The sequence below is a fragment of the Marinobacter sp. F4206 genome, from assembly GCF_019392195.1.
Taxonomy (GTDB): domain Bacteria; phylum Pseudomonadota; class Gammaproteobacteria; order Pseudomonadales; family Oleiphilaceae; genus Marinobacter.
Genome location: NZ_JAHXKI010000002.1, coordinates 893,771 through 916,339 on the forward strand (window position 1 = coordinate 893,771; position 22,569 = coordinate 916,339).

Below are 22,569 nucleotides of genomic sequence, written 5' to 3' on the forward strand. Positions count from 1 at the left end.
TCAGGTATCAGTGGCGCAACGAGAACGGTCATCATGAAGATACCGCCTATCATTGCTGGCCTGCTGGGCACCCTTGTATTACCGGTATGCCAGGCTCAGACCCGTGAACTCAATCTTTACACCTTTGAGGCCCCGCCTTATCAGGTGACGGACGCCATTGCCCCTGAACTCGGGAAGCAGGTTGCCGGCGAGACGGTCGAGACCATTGCCTGCGCGGCCGGACAGGCCGGCTGGTCTGCGAACATTCGCGTAACGCCGCCCAAACGTGCCATCCATTCTCTGCGCCGCAACCGAGTCGATGGCTATTTTGCGATTGACCCCTCGGCGGAGCTGGACGCCACTGCCCACCGTAGCGCGCCCGTTGCCAAGGCCAAATGGTATTTCTTCACCGTCACCCCCCAGGTCGACACACGTCGTGCCCGAATCGGCGTCGTGGATGGCAGCAACGAGGAATCCTGGCTCAGGGCGAACGGCTATGAGGTCTTTATGAGTGTGGCCTCTCCCGGTCAGTTACTCGCCTTGCTTGAGCGCGACCGGATTGATGCTGCGTTGATGGACGAGCGGGTAATGGCCGGACTCAAAGCCGACAGCTATGGTGCCGAGAAAAAACTGCACAAGCGATTCCTTCGCCAAGCGCCGCTTTATCTGTACCTCAGCAACGACTTCACCAGCGAGCATCCGGGATTTCTTGCCCGCTTCAACCGGCACCTGCCGGCCTGCATGAGCGATCAGGTCTCCCTGAAAACCGGTGATATCCCGCCCACCATCTAGCCACCCTGGCGGTTACGGCGGCCCGACCTCACAGGCGAGGACCAGGGCCCAGAATTCCGAGAAATCATTGACCACCACGTCCGGCTTGTCCGGGTGTTTGTGGGTGCCGGGGAAAATCCGGTTCAACCACGGCAGGTCCCATTGGGCGCCGTTGAAGAATACCGAGGTCATCCCTGCCCGTTTGGCGGCAATCACATCGGTGGTGCTGTCGCCGACATACCAGACGCTGGGGTCCGGCGGATAATCCAGTTTCTGCACCGCCAACAGCAACTGGTCCGGGTGGGGTTTGCGCAGGGGTGTATCGTCGCCGCACACGTCCACATCGAACAGATCCGTCCAGCCAGTGTCTTCCACGGCTGCCAGTTCGTGCTCAAAGAACTCGCGATCCCGGTTGGTGATCACCCCGACCTGCATGTGCAAACGTCTCAGTCCCTCAAGCACATCCCGCACCCGGGGCTCGAAAGCTTTCACGGTGCCGTAGTGAGTGCGGTAGTGATAATTGAAGGCCCGATGAGCAACCTGCTTCGACTCCTGATCGTCGCCAAACAGCACCTCAAAGATATCCGTCCGTGAAATCTTGCGGTCCGCCTTTACCTTCGGGTGAAGGCGTGCAAACTCCCGGACATAAGCCACCAGCCGGGCATCTTCCGGGGTCTTACTGTCTTCGGGCGCCACCATGCGGTCCATCAGGTCCAGCTTGTGAAAGTCCGGCAGCATGTCGTCCACGGCGTGGTACATGGCATCAAGGGTATCCACCAGCGTCGCATGCCAGTCGAACAGCACCACCGAGGGACGGATGAGCTTGACCACGGCAGGGTGCCAGTCCGCCTCCACCCGCGGTTCCGGCCGCCGGGGTGGTGGAAACGGTTTGGGCCGCACTTCGGCCGGTGCCTGACGAAACGCCTCCGGGTGGCTGCGTTCCAGCAGCGCCAACAGGTCCAGCAGGTCTTCGAAGCTGTCGAGAATGGCCGACGGGGCATCGCGAAAGGAAAACCAGCTGTTAATGCGATCAGGTTCCCAGCAGGCCCCGTTGTAGAACACGCCCGCCACCCCCGCCTTGTTCGCCGTCAGCATGTCGACGTAGCTGTCACCCACGTACCAGGCGCGATCATCCGCGGGCAACCCCAGCTTCTCCAGGGTCTTGAGGATGACTTCGGGATCCGGTTTGTACTCGGTAACGTCGTCGGCGCACACCGTCGCATCAAACAGATGCTGCCAGCGGCCTTCGTCAACGGTGACCATTTCCTTATCCAGGAACTCCCGGTTCCGATTGGTGGAGACCGCCAGCTTGATGCCCATGGCCTTGAGCGCCGACAGGTACTCATAAGCGCCGGGCTGGAAGGGTCGGACCTTGCCGAAGTACCGACGGTAGGCCTCGTTATAGGCGTTATGGGCGATCAGCTTGGCGTCCCGGTCATCGCCAAAAATCGCGTTGAAGATGTCGGTCCGGGACACCCGTCGCTCGGCCAGTATCCGCGGGTGCAGGCGCCGAAAGATCCGGATATAGCGAACCAGCCTGGCGTCATCCGCCGTCCGGCACTTGTCCTCGGGCAGCAGCCGTTCCACCAGATTCAGTTCTTCTAGCTGCGGCAGCATGTCTTCCATGGCACTGAACATGGCGTCGTGGGTATCCACCAGGGTGCCATGCCAGTCAAAAATCAGCACCGAAGGCGCCGCTATGGAATCGCTGAATCGGGCCATACATTCACTCCGTCAGAAAACCTTTTTCGACCGGCCTTGAAATCCGCAGCCATGCCGGTAAGACTCGAGGGGCTCTGATAAAAAAGATAAACGCAGTTTCCCGAACTTGCACATAACTCGCACATTAAAGAGTGCTCTCGATGTCTGCCGCCAGCTATCTTCTGCCCTACGATTTTTCGCCGATAACGGTGCTCAGCTTCGCACTGGTGCTGGGGCTGTATGGGGTAGCGCTGCTACGACTTCCAGAGGCCGACCGGCCGGGTCCCGGGCGAATCATCACTTTTGTGGCGGGGGTACTGCTGTGTTACGGCGTAATGCAGACCCGGTTCGACTACTATTCCCAATACATGTTTTTTGTCCACCGCGGCCAGCACCTGATTCTGCACCACCTGGGGCCGATCCTCATTGCACTGTCCAACCCGTTGCCGATACTGCGGTTCTGGTACGGCAGACTCGGCCCTGGAGCCCACCGAATGTTCAGGCCCCTCGGTCTGGTCTACCGGATACTGCAGCAGCCGGCCATCGCCTCGATTCTATTCGTCGGACTGATCTACTTCTGGCTCTGGCCTCCGATCCATTTCGACGCCATGTTAAGCCGCCAACTCTACTGGCTGATGAACTGGAGCATGCTGCTGGACGGCCTGCTGTTCTGGTGGCTGATCTTCGATCCACGGTCACCAGCCATCAGCAATGCCCTGGGCTACGGCAAGCGCATCCTTCTGCTGGCACTGGTGGCGATCCCGCAGATGATCCTGGGCGCCTGGATCGTGTTCTCCCGGGGCATGGTTTACGACGTTTATGAGGTCTGTGGCCGGGCCTGGCCGATGCCACCGGAGACCGACCAGCTGTTGGGCGGGCTGCTGACCTGGATCCCCCCGGCGATGATGAGCATTCTCGGCATCCTGATCATTCTTCGTCGTGCCATGCATGAGGATGGCAAATTCACCAGCCGCAAGACCGTAACGGAAGGGCCAGCATCATGAGACAGTACCTCACTCCCCGTAACCGGATGGCCGTGCTGGCAATACTGGCGCTCCTGCTCGTCCTGCAAGGCTGCTCCGACCGCAACGCCGACTGGCATGGCAAGGACATTAGCGGACTGATGCCAGACCTGGAATTCAGGTTGACCGGCACCTCGGGCAAACCGTTGACCGAGGCCGATACCGACGGGCAGATACGCCTGGTGTATTTCGGTTTCACCTCCTGCCCGGATGTCTGCCCGGCCACACTCAGCGGGCTCAGCAAGGCCATCAAGCAGATGCCGGAGGACTTGCAGGATGACGTCACAACCCTGTTCGTCAGTGTGGACCCACAACGGGACACACCGGAACGCATCGGCAGCTACGTGAATTTCTTTGGGGAGAACATCCTCGGCATGACCGCAGAGCAACCGACGCTGAGGGACCTGACCAAGCGTTACCGCACCACCTTCGGGTATGACGAGCCCGACGCTGACGGCAACTACCAGGTATCCCACAGCGCCGCGGTTTATGTGTTTGACGGAGCCGGCAATGCCCGTCTGCTGTTTCGCCCCGACCTGACGCCGCAGATGATGAGTGAGGACCTGACTACCCTGGCCCGGGAAAGTCGAACGTGATCCCGATCCTGCACCAACCAAGGCATTACCTGCTGATCTTCACCGGTGCCGGTCACGTATCTGTCCGCTACTGACTGGATGCCCGGCCCGCACCATGCACAAGAAACCGCATCTGCCTTCAAAAATCTGTCCGGTCTGCCAGCGCCCGTTTACCTGGCGCAAGAAATGGGCGAAAGACTGGGAGACCGTTCGGTACTGCAGCGAACGTTGCCGACGTAACCGGAGCAAACCAATATGACTACCGTCGTCTGGTTCAAGCGCGACCTGCGCACCCGCGACCATGCGCCGCTAAGTGCCGCGGCCGAACTCGGGGAACCGGTGATTCCGTTGTACGTGGTCGAACCTGAGTACTGGCAACTGCCGGACACTTCTGCCAGGCAATGGCAGTTCATCGAGGAGTCACTGGCGGATTTGCGACGCCAACTCCGGCGCATCGGCAGCGACCTGCTGGTGATGGCCGGACCGGTGCCCGAGGCGCTTGCCCGGCTGCACGCGGCGCATGGTATCGAACGAATCTTCTGCCACCAGGAGACTGGCGGCCAGTGGACTTTCGAGCGGGACAAAACGGTGATCGGGTGGAGCCAGAACCAGGGCATCGAGTTCCGGGAATGGCAGCAGTTTGGCGTGGTCCGCCGGCTGCAGGACCGGGACCTCTGGGACGACGCCTGGAGCCAGCTTATGCGCCAGGAAACGCCCCTGGCGCCGGAGCGGTTGGAGACCCCGGCCGATCTCGCCAGCCTGGCCACCTACCTCAGCCCACCGGCCGTGGCTGACGCGTCGGCCTGCCCGGATCGCCAGGCCGGCGGCAGCCAGCGTGGGGAGAAACTGTTGACCTCATTTCTGGAACGACGCTGTGTCGGCTACCAGTACAACATATCCAGTCCGGTCAGTGCGGTGCGCGCCTGCTCCCGCCTTAGCCCGCACATTGCCTACGGGACCGTCAGCCTGCGAGAGATTTACCAGGGCGCCAAGGCCACCGGTCAGCACCCCAGCAGCCTGCCCCGGAAGAAACGCAGCCTGACCAGTTTCCGCTCCCGCTTACACTGGCACTGCCATTTCATCCAGAAACTGGAAGACGAACCCGAACTGGAGTTCCGGGCCATGCACCAGGACCTGGAAGGGCTTAAGTCGGGCCCCGGCGATTCAGAGCGGCTGCAGCGCTGGCAGGAGGGACAGACCGGCTGGCCGCTGGTGGATGCCTGCATGCGCTCACTTCACCATACCGGCTGGATCAATTTCCGCATGCGCGCGATGCTGATGGCCGTGGCCAGTTACCAGCTCTGGCTGCACTGGCGCGATCCGGCCCTGCACCTGGCCCGCCAGTTCACCGATTTCGAGCCCGGCATCCACTACCCGCAGGCCCAGATGCAGTCCGGGCTCACCGGCATCAACGCCGTGCGCATCTACAACCCGGTCCTGCAGAGCCAGAAGCTGGACCCGGATGGTGAATTTATCCGGCGCTGGCTGCCCGAATTGCAGGGCCTGCCGGTGGACTTCATTCACACGCCCTGGCTGATGACCCCCGCCCAGAAGGAACGCTACGGCGGCAACACCTACATCTCCCCGGTCTGTGATCATGAGCAGGCGGCTCGCGTCGCCCGGAAGGCCGTTGGCGAGTTTCGGAAACAGCACGTCTCCCAGGCAGAGACTGATCGGGTATTGCACCGGCATGGCAGCCGCAAAGGTACCGTCCAGCAGCGGCCCAAAACACCCTCAAAGCCGGGGCCAGACAGCTCACAAATGTCGCTGTTCGACTAGCGACCTTCCCCGTCGTCTTCGGGTTCCTTCACCAGTGCCGGAAGCACAAGAACCGCGCAGGGCGCATTGACGGACACATGCTCCACGGTGGCCCGGCGCAGGGGCCATCTTCCGGTCGCCCCACGAGACACCAGGATCATCAGATCCACACAGATATTACCGGCCAGAGCGACCAGCTTCTCGCCCGCGCTGCCGGCCACCACATGCAGGGTCGCATTCTGATTCAGCGGCAGATATTTCCGGGCCAAAAGACTCAGCGTCCCCCGGACCTCGGCTTCCTTTTCAGCCGGTGCATCTTCGGTGACGTGGGGAAAGAAACCAGCGCCCCCGGGACTGAAGACACTGGCCAGGTGCAACTCGCCACCCTCGCTGAGCAGTCTGACGCCCTCTTCCAGGGCGCGCTTGCCTTCCCCGTCATCTTCAGGATCTATGGCGATCAAAATCTTACTGTACATCCTGGTTCTCCTCTTTGGGCACCGTAACGGCTTCCACTTCCGGGAAAGCGCGCCCCTGCACCAGCTCACTGACCGAGTAGCCCCGGTAATCCGCTCTCAGGGCCCGGAACAGAGCCACCGCCATAAACAGCAGCAGCACGCAGAACGGCAGGCCCAGGGACGTAATGACATTTTGTAGCGCATCCAGACCACCGGCCAGCAACAGGCTGGCGGCGATCACACCCTGGGCCGCTGCCCAGAAAATGCGCTGGCGTATCAGCGAAGGCTGGTCCTCCCGACGCGTGAGCAGGTCGATCACCAGCGAGGCGGAATCCGACGACGTGGTGAAGAAGATGATAATAATGACCACACTCAGCAACGATGCGAGCTCCGCAAGGGGAAACGCTTCAAGAAACGCAAAGATGGCCACCGAGGGATCCTGCTGGACCTGCTCCGCCAGTGCGACCTGACCGTTCATTTCCACGTTGATCGCGGAAAGACCGAAAACGCCAAACCACACCACTGTGAAGGCCGTCGGCGCAAACAAAACCCCCGCGACGAACTCCCGGATTGTTCGGCCGCGGGAAATACGGGCGATGAATATACCCACGTAGGGCGCCCAGGAAATGGTCCAGGCCCAGTAGAACAGGGTCCACTGCCGTTGCCAGTCCGTCTCCCTGAAAGACTCGGTCCAGAAGGCCAGCCAGGGTAGCGCATCAAGATAGTCGCCCACGCTCTGCACCATGCCCTCGGCGATGTGGACTGTGGGGCCGAAGACGACCACAAAGAGAACCAGCAGGACTGCAAGCAGAATGTTCAGTTGGGACAGGCGACGCACGCCTTTATCCAGACCCAGCGCCACCGACGTTGCGGCAATGCAGGCTATGACCGCGATCAACAGAACCTGGACCATCCCCGTGGAAGGAATACCAAACAGGTAGGACAGGCCGCTGTTCAGTTGCAGGGTGCCAAGGCCGAGCGAGGTCGCCACGCCGAACAGGGTACCGAGTACGGCAATGACATCCACCGCCCAGCCCCAGGGACCGAAGGCCCGATCCCCCAGAATCGGATAGAACAGGCTGCTGATCCGCATGGGCAGATTGTGCCGGTAGGCAAAGTAGCCAATGGCCAGCCCCGGCATGGCGAAGATGGTCCATGTGTGCAGGCCAAAATGGTAGAGCGATACCGTCATGGCATCACTGGCCGCCTGTTCGCTGCCTGCCCGGACACCCGCGAACGGAGGGGCCGAAAAATGGGAAATCGGCTCGGCCACCCCCCAGAACATCAGGATGGTGCCAATACCGGCCGCGAACAGCATGGTGAACCAGGTCAGATTGGAGTAGTCTGGGCGGGAATCGTCACTACCCAGCCGGATAGCGCCATAACGACTGACCGCAAGAGCCAGGAGAAACAGCAGCAGGGATGTGACCGAGAGGATATAGAACCAGCCGAGATTACGGGCCACCCAGCCAGTCAGAACCCCGAAGAATCCGGAGACTTCCGCATCAAACGGGATGGCGAAGATCACAAACAGGACCGCCATCCCCGCAGAGGTGAAAAATACCCCCGGTATCGTCTGCAGCCCTAATCGGCGTTGCAGCCGTTCCAGCACAAGAGCCTCCGTTTGCCTCAGAAAAGATTCGCGAAAGCCCTCACGCTATCACACGTTTTCGGGGTTCGGTGGAACAGAGATCAATTCCGGTTCAGTTGCTGCTGATGCTTGAACATCTGTTCCATCATGATCTGCATCTGGTCCATACGACGTTCCATCATTTCCATGCGCTGCCCATAATCCATATTGGCAGTTCCCGCCCCATTACCCTGGGCGTTTCCAGACTGCTTTTGTCCCTGATTGTTCATCATCCCCTGGCTATTACCCATCATTCCGGGCCCCATCATTCCGGGACCCATCATGCCCTGGTGCATCAGCTCCATCTGTTCTTCCATCGCCTCCCAGTGTTCCTCCATCAGACGCTGGCGCTCGGCTGGCGAACTGGCTTCCGGAACCTGCTGCATCATACCGTCCATTCTCGACCAGTTACGGTGCATCTGTTCCATCTGTTCCGGGCTCATCATCATGCCAGGCCCGTGTCCTGAGTAGGGGCCCTCACTGCCGTGGGCAAACGCCCAAACCGGGGCGGCTGCCAGGACACCAACGGCAACGATTTTTTTAATGGTAACCATGGTGAAACTCCTTGTTTAGGATTGTCGGTACTCTTCCAATGTAGTTGCCAAAACTGAACCGAAACTGAATTTTCCCAGTGCATTGACACAGGTTTGATCTGTATCAGTTATGCTAGTTCAGGGCCCTTCAAAAAGAAAAGGCGGGCATTGTCCCGGCTTGCTGATGGCCTCGAAAATCAAGGAACGCTATGAAAATTGGTGAAATCTCGAAACGCGCCAACATCCCCGTTGAGACCGTTCGATACTATGAAAAGATCGGTTTGCTTCCGGAGCCTGACCGCACGGACAGCGGCTACCGGTCCTATCGTCCGGCCCACCTCGATCGCCTGCTGTTCATCAAACGGTGTCGCAACCTGGACATGGCTCAGGACGAAATCCGCGAACTCATCCGCCTGGCCGAGAATCCGGAGGCGGATTGCAGCGGCGTGGACGCCTTGCTGGCGAGACACCTGCACCACGTTCGCGAGCGGCGGCAGGAGCTGGCAAGTCTGGAACAGACGCTCGAGAAGCTTCAGAAAGCCTGCACGGAAGGCCGGACGGTCCGGGAGTGCGGGATTCTTGGCGGCCTGACAACGGAACTGGAAGCCCTTGAGACCTCGGACAAGCACAATCACGTGCCCGGCACCCACGGCCAGGGCCACAGCTGACCGCCGCCTGATTCCTTGCACCGCTTGACTCTATAGTTGCTACAGGGTTTTAACTGTGTGAAAACATCATCAGGAGGTTTCTGCCATGGCATGCAGCTGCTCTGCGCCCGAACCCAAATCCCCGGCACCGGGATTCCGACGCGCTCTTTGGATTGCGCTCTGGGTTAATCTGGCCATGTTCTTCGTTGAAGGGTTAGCCAGCCTCCAGTCCAATTCGGTTTCCCTGCTCGCCGACGCCATCGACTTCTTTGGCGACAGCGCCAACTACATCTTGTCCCTGACCGTGCTCTCCATGGGCATGATCTGGCGCGGCCGCGCCGCGATGATCAAGGGGCTGACCATGGCTACGTTTGGCCTGGTGGTCTGGACCCGCGCCATCTGGATTGCCCAGAGTGGCATCACCCCCGAGCCTCTGACTATGGGTGCCGTCGGCCTGCTGGCCCTCGTCGCCAATGTCAGTGTTGCGGTCATGCTGTTCCGATTCCGCGAAGGCGATTCCGACATGAGATCGGTGTGGCTGTGTAGCCGTAACGATGCGATCGGCAATATTGCGGTCATGGGGGCGGCATTCGGGGTATTTGGCACCGGTAGCGCCTGGCCCGATCTCATCGTTGCCGCCATCATGGGTAGCCTCGCCGTCACCGCCGGGGTCAGCGTGGTCCGGCACGCCCGGAAAGACATCGCAGAGGCGCGGGCCACCAACGCTCAGGCAGCGTCCCCGAGCCCGGCCACGGGCTCGCGCTAGAACGCCAGCGAGACCATTACCGGAATAAAGACCAGGGCAAACAGCGTGGTCAGCAGTACCGTGCCCGCAGCCTGCCTCGGCGAGGTGTCGAGCAGAGTCGCGATGACCACGGTATTGGCGGCAATGGGGGTAATGGAAATCAGGAACATGGCCTTGTGGACCGCGGGCTCGTAGACACCGAGCACATTGGCGTCCAGCCACCAGAACACGGTGGCCACCAGCGGCCAGACCACAAACTTGCCAACGAAGGCCAGGCCGGTAAAACGGATATTGCCGGCCAATCCCCGGAAACTGGTGATACTCATTCCGATGATCATCATGCCGAGCACACTGTAGGCACCCCGCAGATTATCAAACAATGGCACAAACACATCCGGAATCCGGAAGCCGGACAGGTTCAGGAATACCGCAGCCAGGAACGCATAGACCGAAGGCAGCTTCGCGACCCGCCAGAGCGCCGCTTTCAGATCGTAACGGCCCCGGGCCGCCAGGTAGAACCCCACGGAGTTTTCGAACAGAGTGGTGCCGAGCATGCACACGATGTAGAGGCCCAACCCCTCTTCCCCGAACAGCAGCAAGGCCACGGGAACCCCGAAGTAGCCGGTATTGCCGGAGCCCACACACAGGGGAATAATGCTGGCACTGCCGTCGCTGATCACCCTTCTCGCCAGCTTGAGCTGGACAATACCCAGCACCGAGGCAATCCCGAAGGTCAGGAACGGGAGGAAAATGACTTCCGGGGACAGTGGCGCGGCCATCACACCCGAGAACACCACGGAGGGTGTCACGATATACAGCATGATACCGGCAATGTGCTTGCCGCTGGCCTCCAGATAACGCCCTGCCACCCAGCCGAGAGCAACGGTCACGTACAGCGGGATCAGTTTGATAAACAGTGCCAGCGCAGCGGCCATGAATGCTCCAGGCTAGAGAAGGGTGGTCGGGCGAAACCGCAAAGTGTAGCGTGAACCCGCTTTGACGGCCATTTTCCCGGCCCCGGGGGTTACGAGTTTTTCCCGGCAGCTCAGCGTCTTAACATACCTCAATGACTTAGATCATTTCCGGTCCGACGGCTCTGCTACCATAATTGCGAGATCGCTCATTACAGGGTTCACGCTATGAACAGCATCCTCAGGCCGGACGTGACCTCTTCCCCCTGTATGCTGGGAGAAGACCACGCAGACATTGTCCGGCAAGAACCGGGTCCGCAATCCGACGCATTGCTCCACGGACTGAGCCGTGTGTTCGGGATCCGCCCCAATGACAACCCGGATGACACGGACACCCGCCTGCTCACCGATTTGTCCCAGCTCTTCCAGCGCCAACAGATCGATAGCGAATCCCCGCTGGAAAGGCACGACCAGCCGTGGGCTCGCGTGTACCTGGTGCAACACGGCCTTCTGCGACTGTTTCGGGAGGCGCCAAGCGGAAAAGTGGCGATTCACCACTTCTTTTCCGAGGGTGACCTGGTCTGGCCGGTGTTTGGCCGCACCCGCACCGTGCGCAACACGTTGTGTCTAACCTCGGTGACCCCGGCAACGCTCTGGGTCGCGGATTTTTCCCGATTTCGCTCGACCATCCGTGCCCACGGCGAGGGGCTCTGGCCCCGCTTCGCGCTGGCACTGACCGAAGAACTGGCAGAGCTGACCAGCATGCGCGAATTCCGCAAACACACCATGCCTGCCCGGGAACGATACCAGCTGCTTCTTGAAGAGTATCCGGAGCTGGTCAAACGCGTGCCGGACAACCAGCTGGCGTCCTGGCTGGGCGTTGTGCCCGCCACCTTCTCCCGCCTGAAAACCGGAGCCATCAAAAATCCGGGCCGTTGAGGAACCAAAAAAAAGCAGCAGGGGAATACCCTGCTGCCCGAATTGCTCAACGCTTTCCGCACTAAATCTGTGTAGTTCTACGTTAAGGAGTGATTAAGTGATCACCTCAACGACCTGAACTAAACTTGTAATTAAAGTTTAGGGACCCTGACGTCCGGATGAAATTGGAACTTTTCAGGCAGGTTGTTCAGTTTTTCTGAGCATGATCACAGGATGTTCATCCTGCGGTATTGCGTACACGTGTACGCTAAAGTACCTTACCGCCATGACTAATACGGGTACTGTTTCCATGACTACCAACGAACTTCCATCGTCTTCCATCCACCATCGCATCGAGGAATGGCTGAACAGCGCCACTCATGGTATCGGCGCCATTCTGAGCGTGATTGGCACGATCGCGCTGGTCGTTGGAGCAAGCCAACTCGGTGACACCTGGAAGGTGGTGAGTTTCAGTATTTTCGGCGCATCGCTGATCCTGCTTTACATGGCCTCAGCGCTCTACCATGGTGCGCGACACCCGAAACTGAAGACAGCCTTCAAAACTCTCGATCATTGCGCCATCTTCCTATTAATTGCAGGCACCTACACGCCGTTCCTGCTGGTCAACATGCGCGGCACCGTGGGCTGGACTCTGTTTGCCGTCATCTGGTCGCTGGCGCTGACCGGCGTCGTGCTCAAGATCATTTTCAAGAACCGGTTCAAACTGGCCCGGGTCGGCATCTACATCGCCATGGGGTGGCTGATCATCTTCGCGTCTTCGGACCTGGTGGCCAACCTCAGCGAAACGGCATTGAACCTGACCATCGCTGGCGGTGTCGTTTACACAGCGGGCGTCGCCTTCTATCTGGCCGACCGCATACCCTATATGCACGCTGTGTGGCACCTGTTTGTTCTCGGCGGCAGCGCCTGTCATTTCAGCGCCATCTATTTCGGCGTGCTACCCCACGCGGTCTGATCAGAACGCCCAGACCATCGCCATCAGAACTCCCCACGCCAGCAAAGAGGCGGCCATCACGGTATAGGTGGCCGACATGGCTACCACATCGTTATCCGTCCGGTGACAGATCGCGCGTACGCCCTGATAGATCAGGGCACAGGTGAGAAACATGGCGACAAGCACCGCCACAACGCTCACCATCAGCACCGGGACCAGCAATGCCAACGACGAAAGCCAAAGAGGCAGTGGCGCGATTGCCGCCAGCAGGTAGGCATCCCGATAGCCGATTTCAAGTTTATGCCCCTCCAGAACCGCATGGATAAGCCAACCCATCACAAAAAAGGTCAGCAGTTCCGCCAAAAACAGGATAGTGGTTATCAGCCGCCACTCCTTCTCGCCGAAGCCGGCCATAAAACTGTCTCCGTACTGGGTACCGGCGTAATACAGAAGCACCGGCGGGAGGAAAGACATGGGGACGACGATCACCCAGGCCAGCAACGGGATTGAAAGATCCATGCGGCGTAACTCCTGCCACCCGCCGCCTTCAGAAAACGGCATTTTAATCAGATGACTGATGTTCATACCCCACCTCCGTGATACCAAAGATTGAGATATACTCGGCCCCAAAAGTCGCAAGCATAATACCTCTTATCTATTGTTTAGGCTTTCCACACCCAGCGGTCAAGGAGACGGAATGCCCCCAGGTGAAAAGAATGTTCATGCCTTCTGGCTATTTTTCCCGGCAGCATCGGTTCTGGCCGCCATCGCGGTGCCTCTTTCAATTAGGGCTGTCCTGTCGGGTACCGGCTGGCCTTCGGGTCTGACCGGTGCGGGCCACGGACATGAACTGATCTTCGGTTTTGCTCTGGCACTGATTGCCGGCTACACCCTTGGCCCACAGCCTCGTCGAATTCTGCTTCCGCTTTTTGCGTTGTGGCTACTGGCCAGGGTCAGTTGGCTACTCGCCCCCGATACCGCCCTTGCACAGTTGCTAAGCCCCGCGTTTGCTCTGGCGCTGGCGCGATACGCCGTGCCCCGCTTCAGCGCAGCCAAGAAATGGCGCAACAAAGCAGCCGCCCCCCTGATCCTCTTACTTTGCCTGCTGGCCGTGGGATTCCTGATCAGCCGGGACGCGAATCGCCATTTGCCATTTTCATTTCCAGACGCACACCAGCTCATGCAGAGTGCCATCCTCGGTCTGCTGATGCTGATGACATTTATCGGGGGGCGAGTGATTGCTCCGGCCGTTGCCGGAACTCTGGAGAAGCAGGGAATCCCCCTTAAAGCGCGCGTTCAGCCTCATATCGAGGGCACACTTATTCTCCTGCTCTCGGCATCTGTGGCGCTAAGCCTTGTTTCCGCGCCAGCGCTGCTTATTGGCTTCCTGCTTCTGGCAACAGCGGTGGGTATCATTATTCGTAGCGTCCGCTGGAAACTCTGGCTGTGCCGAAAGAGACCAGACTTGCTGGTCCTGGCTGCCGGCTACCTGTGGTTGGCTATCGGAGCCGGAATGACCGGGCTGCATCTCCTTGCGGGCGCATCCCCGGTCCCGGCATTGCACCTGATCACCATCGGCGCTCTGGGTACGCTGTCGACCAGTGTTATGCTCCGGCTTGCTTGGCAGCGGTCACATCGGATGTTTCCGCCTGCCTGGCAGGCACTTACCTCCGGCGCTGCCATCGCGACTTCGGCGATCAGCCGCTACCTCGCCGGTCCAACCCCGTTCAACGAGCCTGGGTGGTTATGGCTCTCGAGCAGCCTCTGGTCCTTAGCTTTTCTGGGTGTTGCGGTGCAACTGCTCATGCTGGCGGGATCCTCAAAAAATCGGCGGAAATGATTGGCTACCTCTACTGCGCCCGGTATCAAATCAACTACCACCTTAGGCCTACAACCTTCACAACCAACTGTTTTTATTGATTTTTAAAGACACCTTCTCGTTCTAAAAAAAGACCAAAAATCCGACCTTCATCCGAGCGCGCTATTCCTTGACATTTATCAGACATCGTCTGGCTAGTTGATTTGCACAATGTCTGCAAAGCCCAAAAAGCCACGGGTGCCGTGGCTCCGGGTTAGCAAACCAAGGAGCAAAAACCATGGCCAATAGCACCGCTGACGCCGGATCCACTGGCGTTAAAGACAGAACCAACGCCGACATCGAACACTGGGATGTCGAAAACCCACAATTCTGGGAGGAACAGGGCAAAGGCATTGCCACCCGCAACCTCTGGATCTCCATTCCCAGCCTGCTGATGGGCTTCGCCGTCTGGCTGATGTGGGGGATGATCACCACCCAGATGAAAAACCTGGGTTTCCCTTTCTCCGTTGAACAACTCTTTACCCTGAGCGCGATCGCCGGTCTCTCCGGCGCGACCCTCCGGATTCCGGCCTCCTTCATGATCAAGATTGCCGGTGGCCGCAACACGGTGTTTCTCACCACGTCGCTGCTGATGCTTCCTGCCCTGGGTACCGGCCTCGCCCTGATGAATCCGGACACCCCCTTTATTGTGTTCCAGGCTCTGGCTCTGCTCTCCGGTATCGGCGGCGGCAACTTCGCCTGCTCCATGAGTAACATCAGCACCTTCTACCCGAAGAGCAAGCAGGGTTATGGCCTCGGCATGAACGCCGGGCTCGGTAACTTTGGCGTCACCACGATGCAGGTTGTAATTCCCCTGGTCATGACCGTTGGCATCTTCGGCGCACTGGCCGGCGACCCGATGCAACTGCAAAGCCCCAGTGGCACCCTGATTGGTCGCATTGAAGCCGGCACCGACACCTGGATCCAGAATGCCGGATTCATCTGGTTGCTATTCCTGATTCCCCTGGCGTTCGCCAGCTGGTTCGGGATGAACAACCTGAAAGTGGTCACACCCAACCCGGGCAGCCCGATTTCCGCCTTCAGCAAGATCCTCGGTCTCTACGGCGTCGGTCTGCTGACGTCCATCGCCGGCGTCTGGGCACTGCAGATGATGAACATGTGGCTGGCATTGCCGGTGACCATTGTGCTGACCGTGGTGCTCTTGCGACTGATCCCGGGCGACATCAAGCCGAACATCAAGAACCAGTTCGCGATATTCAGCAACAAGCACACCTGGTCGATGACCGTGCTGTACATCCTCACCTTTGGCTCGTTCATCGGTTTCTCTGCCGCCCTGCCGCTGTCCATCACCGTCATTTTTGGCAATATGATGGAAGTCGCCGCGGACGGCACCATGACCCGCGTCGTTAATCCAGATGCGCCCAGCGCTCTCACCTGGGCCTGGATGGGCCCGTTCGTCGGTGCCCTGATCCGGCCGGTTGGCGGCTGGATTTCCGACAAGGTCGGCGGCTCCATCGTGACCCAGATTATCTCGGTGGTGATGGTGGCTGCGTCGGTCGCAACCGGCTATGTGATGATGCTGGCGTACAACAGCACCGATCCGAATACCTACTTCGCGCCCTTCCTGATCCTCTTCATCATCATGTTCGCGGCCAGTGGTATCGGTAACGGCTCCACCTTCCGCAGCATCGGTTTCATCTTTGACCAGCAGCAGAAGGGCCCGGTGCTGGGCTGGACCTCAGCCGTTGCCGCCTACGGCGCGTTCATTGCACCGCGGGTGATGGGTCAGGAGATTCAGGCAGGAACACCGGAAGTCGCCATGTACGGTTTTGCGGTCTTCTACGCTGTATGCCTGCTGGTTAACTGGTGGTTCTATCTGCGCAAGAACGCCTACATCAAGAACCCGTAATAACGACTGATCCGCCGGAGCCCCGGCCCCAGCAATGGGGCCGGGGCTTTGCTTTGCACAGAAAGTCACTGCCGCCGGCCAGAATGGTTTTGTAACCCATGGACTGCTACTTTTAATGTATTAACAAAGCATCTTAACGGTTACCGGAATTAAACCATGTCTTTCGATGATATCTTTGACGAAAGCTATGACCGCGCCCTGCTCACGTCGCCCAATGGCATTGAGTTCTTTGAAGCCTTCTACCGGCGATTTCTGAAATCCTCGGCAGAAGTCCGCATATTATTCCGCAATACCGACATGACGGCACAACGCCGGATGCTGAAGAAATCGTTCTTCAGCCTGATCGCATTCTATGCCAGTGGCACCATTGACGATGTACTGCGAAGGATCGCTTACCTGCACAGCGCCGACCAGCTCAATATAAAACCCCACCTTTACGATCTCTGGCTGGAATGCCTGATCGACACCGTCGCGGTGTACGATCCCGAATTCTGCGATGACGTCGAACTGGCCTGGCGGCTCATTCTGAGCCCCGGAATCACTTACATGAAGTTCGGATACGACCACTTCTGAAACCCTGACAACGTCCCGCTGGAACTGGGTAAAGGCGTGAAATAAAAAAACCGCCAGGATTGCGCCTGGCGGTTTTTTGATCCCCTCTCTAAGGTCAGCCAGCGGTGGCGGCCGCCTGCCGGCGACGCTCCTCTTCCTCGATCTGAAGATCCACCGATGACACCTGGTACTCCTCGGCAAAGCCGGATTCAGGCTCTTTCAGCCACATCACGCACAGAACCCAACTGATAAAGGCGCCCGCGGCGATAATGTAGAAGAACTGGGTCGGCGTGACGAAGGTGAAGATGGTGAGATAAACCACCGCTCCCACGTTACCGTAGGCCCCCGCCATGCCGGAAATCTGCCCGGTCAGCCGGCGCTTGATCGAGGGTATGATGCCGAAGGTGGCACCCTCCGCCCCCTGGACAAAGAAGGAGGTGAACACGGTAATTCCCACCGCAATGATCAGCGGCCAGCTGGAGTTCATCAGCCCCATCAGGGCGAAGCCCACGGAAATGCCAAACATGTAGCTGAGCATCACGAAGCGGCGGTTCCCGAGCCGGTCAGACACCAGACCACCCATGGGCCGGGCCACAAGATTCACGAAGGCAAAAGAAGCGGCGATGAGGCCTGCAGCTGTGGCGCTCAGGCTCCAGGTTTCCTCGAAGAACATCGGCAACATGGAGACCACCGCCAGTTCAGCGCCAAAGTTGGCAAAGTAGGTGCTGTTTAGCGCGGCGACGCTGTTGAACGGGTACTTGTCGTCCTCAGGTACGCCTTTCTTCAGGATAGGCACGTTTACCCGCAGGATCTGGATGATCTGGTAGCAGACGATGGCGATGATTACCGCGTAGCAGATGGTGGCCCCGGTAACACTCAGGTAGCCCATGTTCTGGATGCGCCAGACCAGAATGCCCAGGACGCCAACCAGGGGAATGGTCCACAGGATCAGCTTGACCATGTCGCCCCAGGTGCTGACTTCCAGCGCCACCGCTTTGCGCGGCTTGCGGTGCACCGTACCAACGGGGCCATCGGTGATCGCGAACCAGTAGTAGATACCGTAGGCCGCCATCACAATCGCGCTCTGGGCGATGGCCCAGCGCCAGCCGTCCTCACCGCCGTACATGTGCAGGGCGATGGTCGGCAGGGAAATGGCCGCAGCCGCAGAGCCGAAATTGCCCCAGCCGGCGTAGAAGCCTTCGGCAAAGCCGATGTCCTTGGGCTTGAACCACATGGCGGTCATGTGAATGCCCACCACGAAGCTGGCGCCAATGGAGCTGAGTACCAGCCGGCTGACGAGCAACTGGGTCATGGTATTACCAAACGCGAACACCAGCGCCGGGATGGCCATCAACACCATCAGCACCGAGAACACCCGACGCGGGCCGAAGCGGTCCAGGGCCATGCCCACGATGATCCGGGCGGGAATCGTCAGCGCCACGTTACAGATGGCGAACAGGCGGATATCGTCGGTGGTCAGCCAGTCGACGCTCTTTAGCATGCTTGATGCCAGCGGCGCCATGTTGAACCACACGTAAAAGGTTATAAAGAATGCAATCCAGGTCAGGTGCAGCGCCTTGATCTCGGCGTTCCTGAAGTGGAAGACGTCAGCGACTTTCATGTCAGCCTCCTTGGGCGATCAATTGAAAACTCGAACTTGCCGACTCAACGGCTGGGTAGGATAAGAAGCGGGCACTGAATCCGTCGGGCGAGAAACGAACTCACGCTGCCGAAGGTCATGTAATCCAGTTCGTCCACAAAACAGGTGAGGGAGCGGGCGATGAAGCCGCCATCCGGTTCATGGCTGTGGCGCGCAATCACCAGCATCTCCGGATGGACTTTTTTCTCGGCGGCGTACAGCAGCATCTTGCGCGGGTCGCCCTCCAGCAGCATGGTCTCGGCACCGACGTCTTCGTTCTGGCACACCTCCATGGCTTCGTTCAGGTAGCCTTTGAGTTCCGACACTTCCTGCTGGAACAGGTCTTCGTTGCCGGAGGTAATATCCCGAGGGTTCTCGGCAACCGCCACCAGAATGAGCTGGGGCTTCAGGTCGCGGAACATGGTGATCGTCTGGGCCAGCGCCAATCTGGCGTTCCGAGATCCGTCGTAGGCAATCATGATTTTCATGGGCTTCTCCGATGACAGGCACCCGCCCCGTTTGCCGGGGCCGCAATTGATATCTGTCAGCCATTACCCCACATCCCGAACACTCGCTTACTTGATGCAAATCAACGGATTCGGCGGGTACCCCACCAGAGAAATCAATGCCCTATCACCTACCCGGCGATTCGCGTCCATTCTCTACCACCGCGCCACCCTGCTGGAGGTACCTCCAATGCCCCGCATGAAAAAAACCCGTCTTTGGTATGGTTAAACCATCATCACATGCAGCAATGGAGGGCGGACATGACGACCCCGACACAGCCACAGCAGTACCGCGCCCTGGGTTTATCGACATTCTCGTTCACCCTGTGCTTTGCGGTCTGGACCATCTTCTCCATCATCGGCATCCGCATTGCCGAGGACCTCTCGCTCTCGGATACCCAGCTCGGGTTGCTGATGGCGACCCCGATCCTGACCGGCTCCATCAGCCGTTTATTCCTCGGCATCTGGACGGACCGATATGGCGGCCGCTGGGTATTCGGGATCCTGATGCTTACCACCGCCGCGTGCGTCTACCTTCTGACCCTGGCTACCACCTACCCGATGCTGCTCGTGGGGGCGCTTGGTGTGGGTCTGGCCGGGGGTTCGTTCATCGTGGGCGTGGCCTACACCGCCGCCTGGTTTGAGCCGGCGCGCCAGGGCACCGCGCTGGGGATATTCGGCGCCGGCAACGTTGGCTCCGCCGTAACCAACTTCGGCGCCCCCTTCCTGCTGGTGGCTCTGGGTTGGGAGCATACTGCGCAGGTCTACGCCACGGTCCTGGCGATCATGGGGGTTCTGTTCATCCTGCTGGCCAAGGAGGATCCGCTGGCGGCCGAGCGCAGGGGCGCGAAGGCGAAGTCATTCATGGAGCAGATGGAGCCGCTACGGGAACTCAGGGTGTGGCGCTTTGCCCTGTACTATTTCTTTGTCTTCGGGGCCTTTGTCGCCATGGCGCTGTGGCTGCCGCACTACCTGATCGGCGTTTACGGCCTGGACATCAAGACCGCCGGCATGATCGCCGCCCTGTACACCATCCCGGCCTCGCTGTTCCGTATCCTCGGCGGCTGGCTATCGGACCGTTTCGGCGCCCGGAGGGTCATGTACTGGACCTTTGGCGCCTCGGTCATCTGCAGCTTCCTGCTCAGCTATCCGCCCACCGATTACATCGTCCATGGCATTGAGGGCGACGTCAGATTCACTCTGGACATGACCCTGCCCATGTTCGTGGCACTGATCTTCACGCTCGGTTTTTTCATGTCCCTTGGCAAGGCTGCGGTGTACAAGCACATTCCGGTGTATTACCCCATGCACGTGGGCGCGGTTGGAGGCGTCGTGGGCATGATCGGTGGCTTGGGGGGCTTTATCCTGCCCCTGGCATTTGGCGTGCTGAATGACGTAACCGGCATCTGGCAGAGCTGCTTTATGTTGATGTTCGTTATCGTCGCCGCCGCCCTGATCTGGATGCATTACGCGATCCGTAAGGCCGAGCGTGTGGAGTGGGCTGCCCAGGAAGAGCGCACCGACCTGCCGGAGCTGGCCACCCCACATCTGTTCTACCCGCTGAACCGCCCTCACCGGCCGGAGCTTCCGTCATCCATGCCGCCGGGCGTGAAGCAATGATCCTCCATCGCCACTGAAAATCTCGCTCAAAACCTGCGCCCCCGATTCCGGGGGCTTTTTTGTCGGATATACTGGCCTGGGCAATCAAGAGAGGAATCCATGGCTAAGTGGCTGGTCAAGACAGAACCTTCCGAGTGCGGCATCGATGACTTCGCAGACGCACCCGAAAAATGCATTCCCTGGGATGGCGTGCGTAATTACCAGGCAAGAAATTTCCTACGCGAGATGGCGGAAGGCGATGAAGTGTTTGTCTATCATTCCAGCTGCAAACACATCGGCATCGCCGGTATTGTGAGAGTGGTCAAAGGCGCCTATCCAGACCCGACCCAGTATCATGCCGCCTCTCCCTACCACGATCCCAGGAGCACCCCGGACCAGCCTCGGTGGCAAGCGGTGGACATGAAATTTGTTCGGAAACTCCCCCGGCTAATCCCTCTGGACGAGATCAAATCCTTGCCCGGACTGGAGGAGTTGCCACTGGTTCGAAAAGGCAGTCGACTCTCGGTTATGCCGGTCAGTGAGGATGAATGGCAGATTGTTCTTGCGCAGGCCTGATAAGAAGATGAAATTCGACTGACAACGCTACCCCCGGCCCCACCGGACCATTAGAATCCCCCCATTCGAAGTTATCTGGAGTGTCAGAATGTCCCCGGAAATGAATTCCGCCACGGGTTTCAATCAGCTACGCCGAATCGAATCCAGCAAGCTCTTCCAGGGCATCGTCATTGCCATCATCATCCTGTCGGCGCTGACCATTGGCGCCAAAACCTACGATCTGCCCCCGTTCGTGGAGCAGAGCCTGACAGTGATGGATAATGCCATCACGGCGTTCTTTCTGATCGAGATCCTGTTTCGCTTTGCCGCCTGCCCCACCAAACGCCGTTTTCTGCTCGACGGCTGGAACCTTTTCGACACCATAGTGGTCATCGGCAGCCTGATCCCGCTGGACAATTCGGAGGCGGTGCTGCTGGGTCGTTTGCTGCGAGTCTTCCGGGTACTGCGCCTGGTTTCCGTCGTGCCCGAACTGCGATTCCTGATCAACTCGCTGCTCAAGGCCATCCCGCGCATGGGCTACATTGCGCTGCTGATGTTCATCATTTTCTACATCTACGCCGCCATGGGGGCGATATTCTTCGCGAAAGTGGATCCGGAGCTTTGGGGCGATGTCGCCATCGCGATGCTGACCCTGTTCCGGGTTGCCACCTTTGAGGACTGGACCGACGTCATGTACGCCACCATGGAGCAGTACCCGCTCAGCTGGCTGTACTACCTGACCTTCATCTTCCTAACCGCGTTCGTGTTCCTGAACATGATGATCGGGGCCATCCTGGAAGTGATGAGCGAGGAACAGAATGCCGAGGAGGCCCAGAAGGCCCACGACGAACGCGACGAGATCGCCCGTCAGCTCCAGTCGGTACAAACCCAGCTAGAGGAACTGACCCGGCAAATATCGGAACGGCGCTGAGTCTTCAGCCAAAGACCGGCTTGGACAGCGCCAGATGGAAGATCGCCGCCACTTGCACCAGAGCCAGAATGGCGGCAACTACCCGAACTGGTATGCCAAGGCTGGGCTTCAGGGCAAACACACCGGCAAAGATATAGCCGATCAGCAGGACAACCTTGGCTGTCAACCAGCCGTGAACGAGGGGCATCCATGGCGTCACGATTACCAGCCCTATGGCCGCCGTGAGCAGGACGGTGTCATTAGCATGGGGGATCCAGCGCAGTGGCGTCTGACGCCAACCGGGCCTGCCGACAAGATCCATCAGTAAACGGACGGCAAACAGGATGACCGTAATCAACGCTGTGGTCACGTGCAGGTGTTTCAGGATCAGATACGCACTCATCAGGCTTCCTTTTAAATCAATGCAGTAGCAACATTGTACGCACAAGTACCCGGTAGGGGGTATGTTCATTCGACGTA

24 protein-coding genes are annotated in these 22,569 nt (G+C 59.0%); 15 read left to right on the top strand and 9 right to left on the bottom strand.

Going from position 1 to position 22,569, the window contains the following annotated elements; translation table 11 throughout:
- The first annotated feature begins 33 nt into the window (after nucleotides 1-33).
- Nucleotides 34-771 carry a substrate-binding periplasmic protein gene (locus tag KZO34_RS06535; protein WP_219474694.1) on the top strand — a complete coding sequence of 246 codons (738 nt, stop codon included), beginning with the start codon at nucleotides 34-36 and terminating at the stop codon, nucleotides 769-771.
- A gap of 12 nt (nucleotides 772-783) precedes the next feature.
- Here the strand turns inward: KZO34_RS06535 and KZO34_RS06540 are convergent, their stop codons facing one another.
- Nucleotides 784-2,472: an HAD family hydrolase gene (locus tag KZO34_RS06540; protein WP_219474698.1), complete on the bottom strand. Its 1,689-nt coding sequence runs from the start codon at nucleotides 2,470-2,472 to the stop codon at nucleotides 784-786.
- A 140-nt stretch (nucleotides 2,473-2,612) separates the two neighbouring features.
- Between KZO34_RS06540 and KZO34_RS06545 the strand changes: the two genes are divergently transcribed.
- The 4 genes from KZO34_RS06545 (at nucleotide 2,613) to KZO34_RS06560 (ending at nucleotide 5,827) form a co-directional block, all read left to right on the top strand.
- Nucleotides 2,613-3,455, top strand: coding sequence for a cytochrome c oxidase assembly protein (locus KZO34_RS06545; protein WP_219474701.1), 843 nt, complete (start codon nucleotides 2,613-2,615; stop codon nucleotides 3,453-3,455).
- Complete coding sequence (locus KZO34_RS06550) at nucleotides 3,452-4,069, top strand: SCO family protein (protein WP_219474703.1); 618 nt, start codon at nucleotides 3,452-3,454, stop codon at nucleotides 4,067-4,069. Before KZO34_RS06545 ends, KZO34_RS06550 begins: the two co-directional genes overlap by 4 nt.
- A gap of 94 nt (nucleotides 4,070-4,163) precedes the next feature.
- On the top strand, nucleotides 4,164-4,307 hold the full coding sequence (locus tag KZO34_RS06555) for a DUF2256 domain-containing protein (protein ID WP_219474705.1): 144 nt from the start codon (nucleotides 4,164-4,166) through the stop codon (nucleotides 4,305-4,307).
- Nucleotides 4,304-5,827: an FAD-binding domain-containing protein gene (locus tag KZO34_RS06560; protein ID WP_219474707.1), complete on the top strand. Its 1,524-nt coding sequence runs from the start codon at nucleotides 4,304-4,306 to the stop codon at nucleotides 5,825-5,827. The genes KZO34_RS06555 and KZO34_RS06560 overlap by 4 nt, the downstream gene beginning before the upstream one ends.
- On the opposite strand, the gene KZO34_RS06565 is transcribed toward KZO34_RS06560, so the two are convergent.
- From KZO34_RS06565 to KZO34_RS06575, 3 genes are all read right to left on the bottom strand, one after another.
- Complete coding sequence (locus KZO34_RS06565; protein ID WP_219474709.1) at nucleotides 5,824-6,282, bottom strand: universal stress protein; 459 nt, start codon at nucleotides 6,280-6,282, stop codon at nucleotides 5,824-5,826. The genes KZO34_RS06560 and KZO34_RS06565 overlap by 4 nt on opposite strands.
- Entirely contained in the window at nucleotides 6,272-7,873 is a 1,602-nt protein-coding gene (locus tag KZO34_RS06570; RefSeq protein ID WP_219474712.1) for a BCCT family transporter, read from the bottom strand. The genes KZO34_RS06565 and KZO34_RS06570 overlap by 11 nt, the downstream gene beginning before the upstream one ends.
- 80 nt (nucleotides 7,874-7,953) lie before the next feature.
- Nucleotides 7,954-8,445: a DUF4175 domain-containing protein gene (locus KZO34_RS06575; RefSeq protein ID WP_219474714.1), complete on the bottom strand. Its 492-nt coding sequence runs from the start codon at nucleotides 8,443-8,445 to the stop codon at nucleotides 7,954-7,956.
- Between the two features lie 188 nt (nucleotides 8,446-8,633).
- Here KZO34_RS06575 and cadR point away from each other — a divergent pair, with 188 nt between their 5' ends.
- Entirely contained in the window at nucleotides 8,634-9,092 is a 459-nt protein-coding gene (cadR, locus tag KZO34_RS06580) for a Cd(II)/Pb(II)-responsive transcriptional regulator (protein WP_219474717.1), read from the top strand.
- An 85-nt stretch (nucleotides 9,093-9,177) separates the two neighbouring features.
- Nucleotides 9,178-9,837 carry a cation transporter gene (locus tag KZO34_RS06585; RefSeq protein WP_219474719.1) on the top strand — a complete coding sequence of 220 codons (660 nt, stop codon included), beginning with the start codon at nucleotides 9,178-9,180 and terminating at the stop codon, nucleotides 9,835-9,837.
- Here KZO34_RS06585 and KZO34_RS06590 read toward each other — a convergent pair.
- On the bottom strand, nucleotides 9,834-10,751 hold the full coding sequence (locus KZO34_RS06590; RefSeq protein WP_219474721.1) for an AEC family transporter: 918 nt from the start codon (nucleotides 10,749-10,751) through the stop codon (nucleotides 9,834-9,836). The genes KZO34_RS06585 and KZO34_RS06590 overlap by 4 nt on opposite strands.
- 204 nt (nucleotides 10,752-10,955) lie before the next feature.
- On the opposite strand from KZO34_RS06590, the gene KZO34_RS06595 reads away from it, so the two are divergent.
- Together KZO34_RS06595 and trhA are read left to right on the top strand one after the other, a co-directional pair.
- Complete coding sequence (locus tag KZO34_RS06595; protein ID WP_219474724.1) at nucleotides 10,956-11,666, top strand: Crp/Fnr family transcriptional regulator; 711 nt, start codon at nucleotides 10,956-10,958, stop codon at nucleotides 11,664-11,666.
- A 289-nt stretch (nucleotides 11,667-11,955) separates the two neighbouring features.
- Nucleotides 11,956-12,621, top strand: coding sequence for a PAQR family membrane homeostasis protein TrhA (gene trhA / locus KZO34_RS06600; RefSeq protein ID WP_257900220.1), 666 nt, complete (start codon nucleotides 11,956-11,958; stop codon nucleotides 12,619-12,621).
- Here the strand turns inward: trhA and KZO34_RS06605 are convergent, their stop codons facing one another.
- Entirely contained in the window at nucleotides 12,622-13,185 is a 564-nt protein-coding gene (locus tag KZO34_RS06605) for a Yip1 family protein (RefSeq protein ID WP_219474729.1), read from the bottom strand. It lies immediately after the preceding gene.
- A gap of 112 nt (nucleotides 13,186-13,297) precedes the next feature.
- On the opposite strand from KZO34_RS06605, the gene KZO34_RS06610 reads away from it, so the two are divergent.
- The 3 genes from KZO34_RS06610 to KZO34_RS06620 all read left to right on the top strand — a co-directional run bounded on the left by KZO34_RS06610 (nucleotide 13,298) and on the right by KZO34_RS06620 (nucleotide 16,901).
- Nucleotides 13,298-14,440 (top strand): NnrS family protein, encoded by a 1,143-nt coding sequence (locus tag KZO34_RS06610; RefSeq protein ID WP_219474731.1) that lies wholly within the window; start codon nucleotides 13,298-13,300, stop codon nucleotides 14,438-14,440.
- 256 nt (nucleotides 14,441-14,696) lie between these two features.
- Nucleotides 14,697-16,328 (top strand): MFS transporter, encoded by a 1,632-nt coding sequence (locus tag KZO34_RS06615; protein WP_219474734.1) that lies wholly within the window; start codon nucleotides 14,697-14,699, stop codon nucleotides 16,326-16,328.
- Nucleotides 16,329-16,484: 156 nt separating this feature from the next.
- Nucleotides 16,485-16,901 carry a globin family protein gene (locus tag KZO34_RS06620; RefSeq protein ID WP_219474736.1) on the top strand — a complete coding sequence of 139 codons (417 nt, stop codon included), beginning with the start codon at nucleotides 16,485-16,487 and terminating at the stop codon, nucleotides 16,899-16,901.
- A 94-nt stretch (nucleotides 16,902-16,995) separates the two neighbouring features.
- On the opposite strand, the gene KZO34_RS06625 is transcribed toward KZO34_RS06620, so the two are convergent.
- Nucleotides 16,996-18,501, bottom strand: coding sequence for an MFS transporter (locus KZO34_RS06625; protein ID WP_219474738.1), 1,506 nt, complete (start codon nucleotides 18,499-18,501; stop codon nucleotides 16,996-16,998).
- 44 nt (nucleotides 18,502-18,545) lie between these two features.
- Nucleotides 18,546-19,007, bottom strand: a complete 462-nt coding sequence (locus tag KZO34_RS06630; protein ID WP_219474741.1) for a universal stress protein — start codon at nucleotides 19,005-19,007, stop codon at nucleotides 18,546-18,548.
- Between the two features lie 279 nt (nucleotides 19,008-19,286).
- Here KZO34_RS06630 and KZO34_RS06635 point away from each other — a divergent pair, with 279 nt between their 5' ends.
- The 3 genes from KZO34_RS06635 to KZO34_RS06645 all read left to right on the top strand — a co-directional run bounded on the left by KZO34_RS06635 (nucleotide 19,287) and on the right by KZO34_RS06645 (nucleotide 22,110).
- Nucleotides 19,287-20,645, top strand: a complete 1,359-nt coding sequence (locus tag KZO34_RS06635) for an MFS transporter (protein ID WP_219474743.1) — start codon at nucleotides 19,287-19,289, stop codon at nucleotides 20,643-20,645.
- A gap of 99 nt (nucleotides 20,646-20,744) precedes the next feature.
- Entirely contained in the window at nucleotides 20,745-21,200 is a 456-nt protein-coding gene (locus KZO34_RS06640) for an EVE domain-containing protein (RefSeq protein WP_219474745.1), read from the top strand.
- An 88-nt stretch (nucleotides 21,201-21,288) separates the two neighbouring features.
- Nucleotides 21,289-22,110: an ion transporter gene (locus KZO34_RS06645; RefSeq protein ID WP_219474747.1), complete on the top strand. Its 822-nt coding sequence runs from the start codon at nucleotides 21,289-21,291 to the stop codon at nucleotides 22,108-22,110.
- Nucleotides 22,111-22,114: 4 nt separating this feature from the next.
- Here the strand turns inward: KZO34_RS06645 and KZO34_RS06650 are convergent, their stop codons facing one another.
- Nucleotides 22,115-22,492, bottom strand: coding sequence for a SirB2 family protein (locus KZO34_RS06650; protein ID WP_219474750.1), 378 nt, complete (start codon nucleotides 22,490-22,492; stop codon nucleotides 22,115-22,117).
- Between the last annotated feature and the right edge of the window lie 77 nt (nucleotides 22,493-22,569).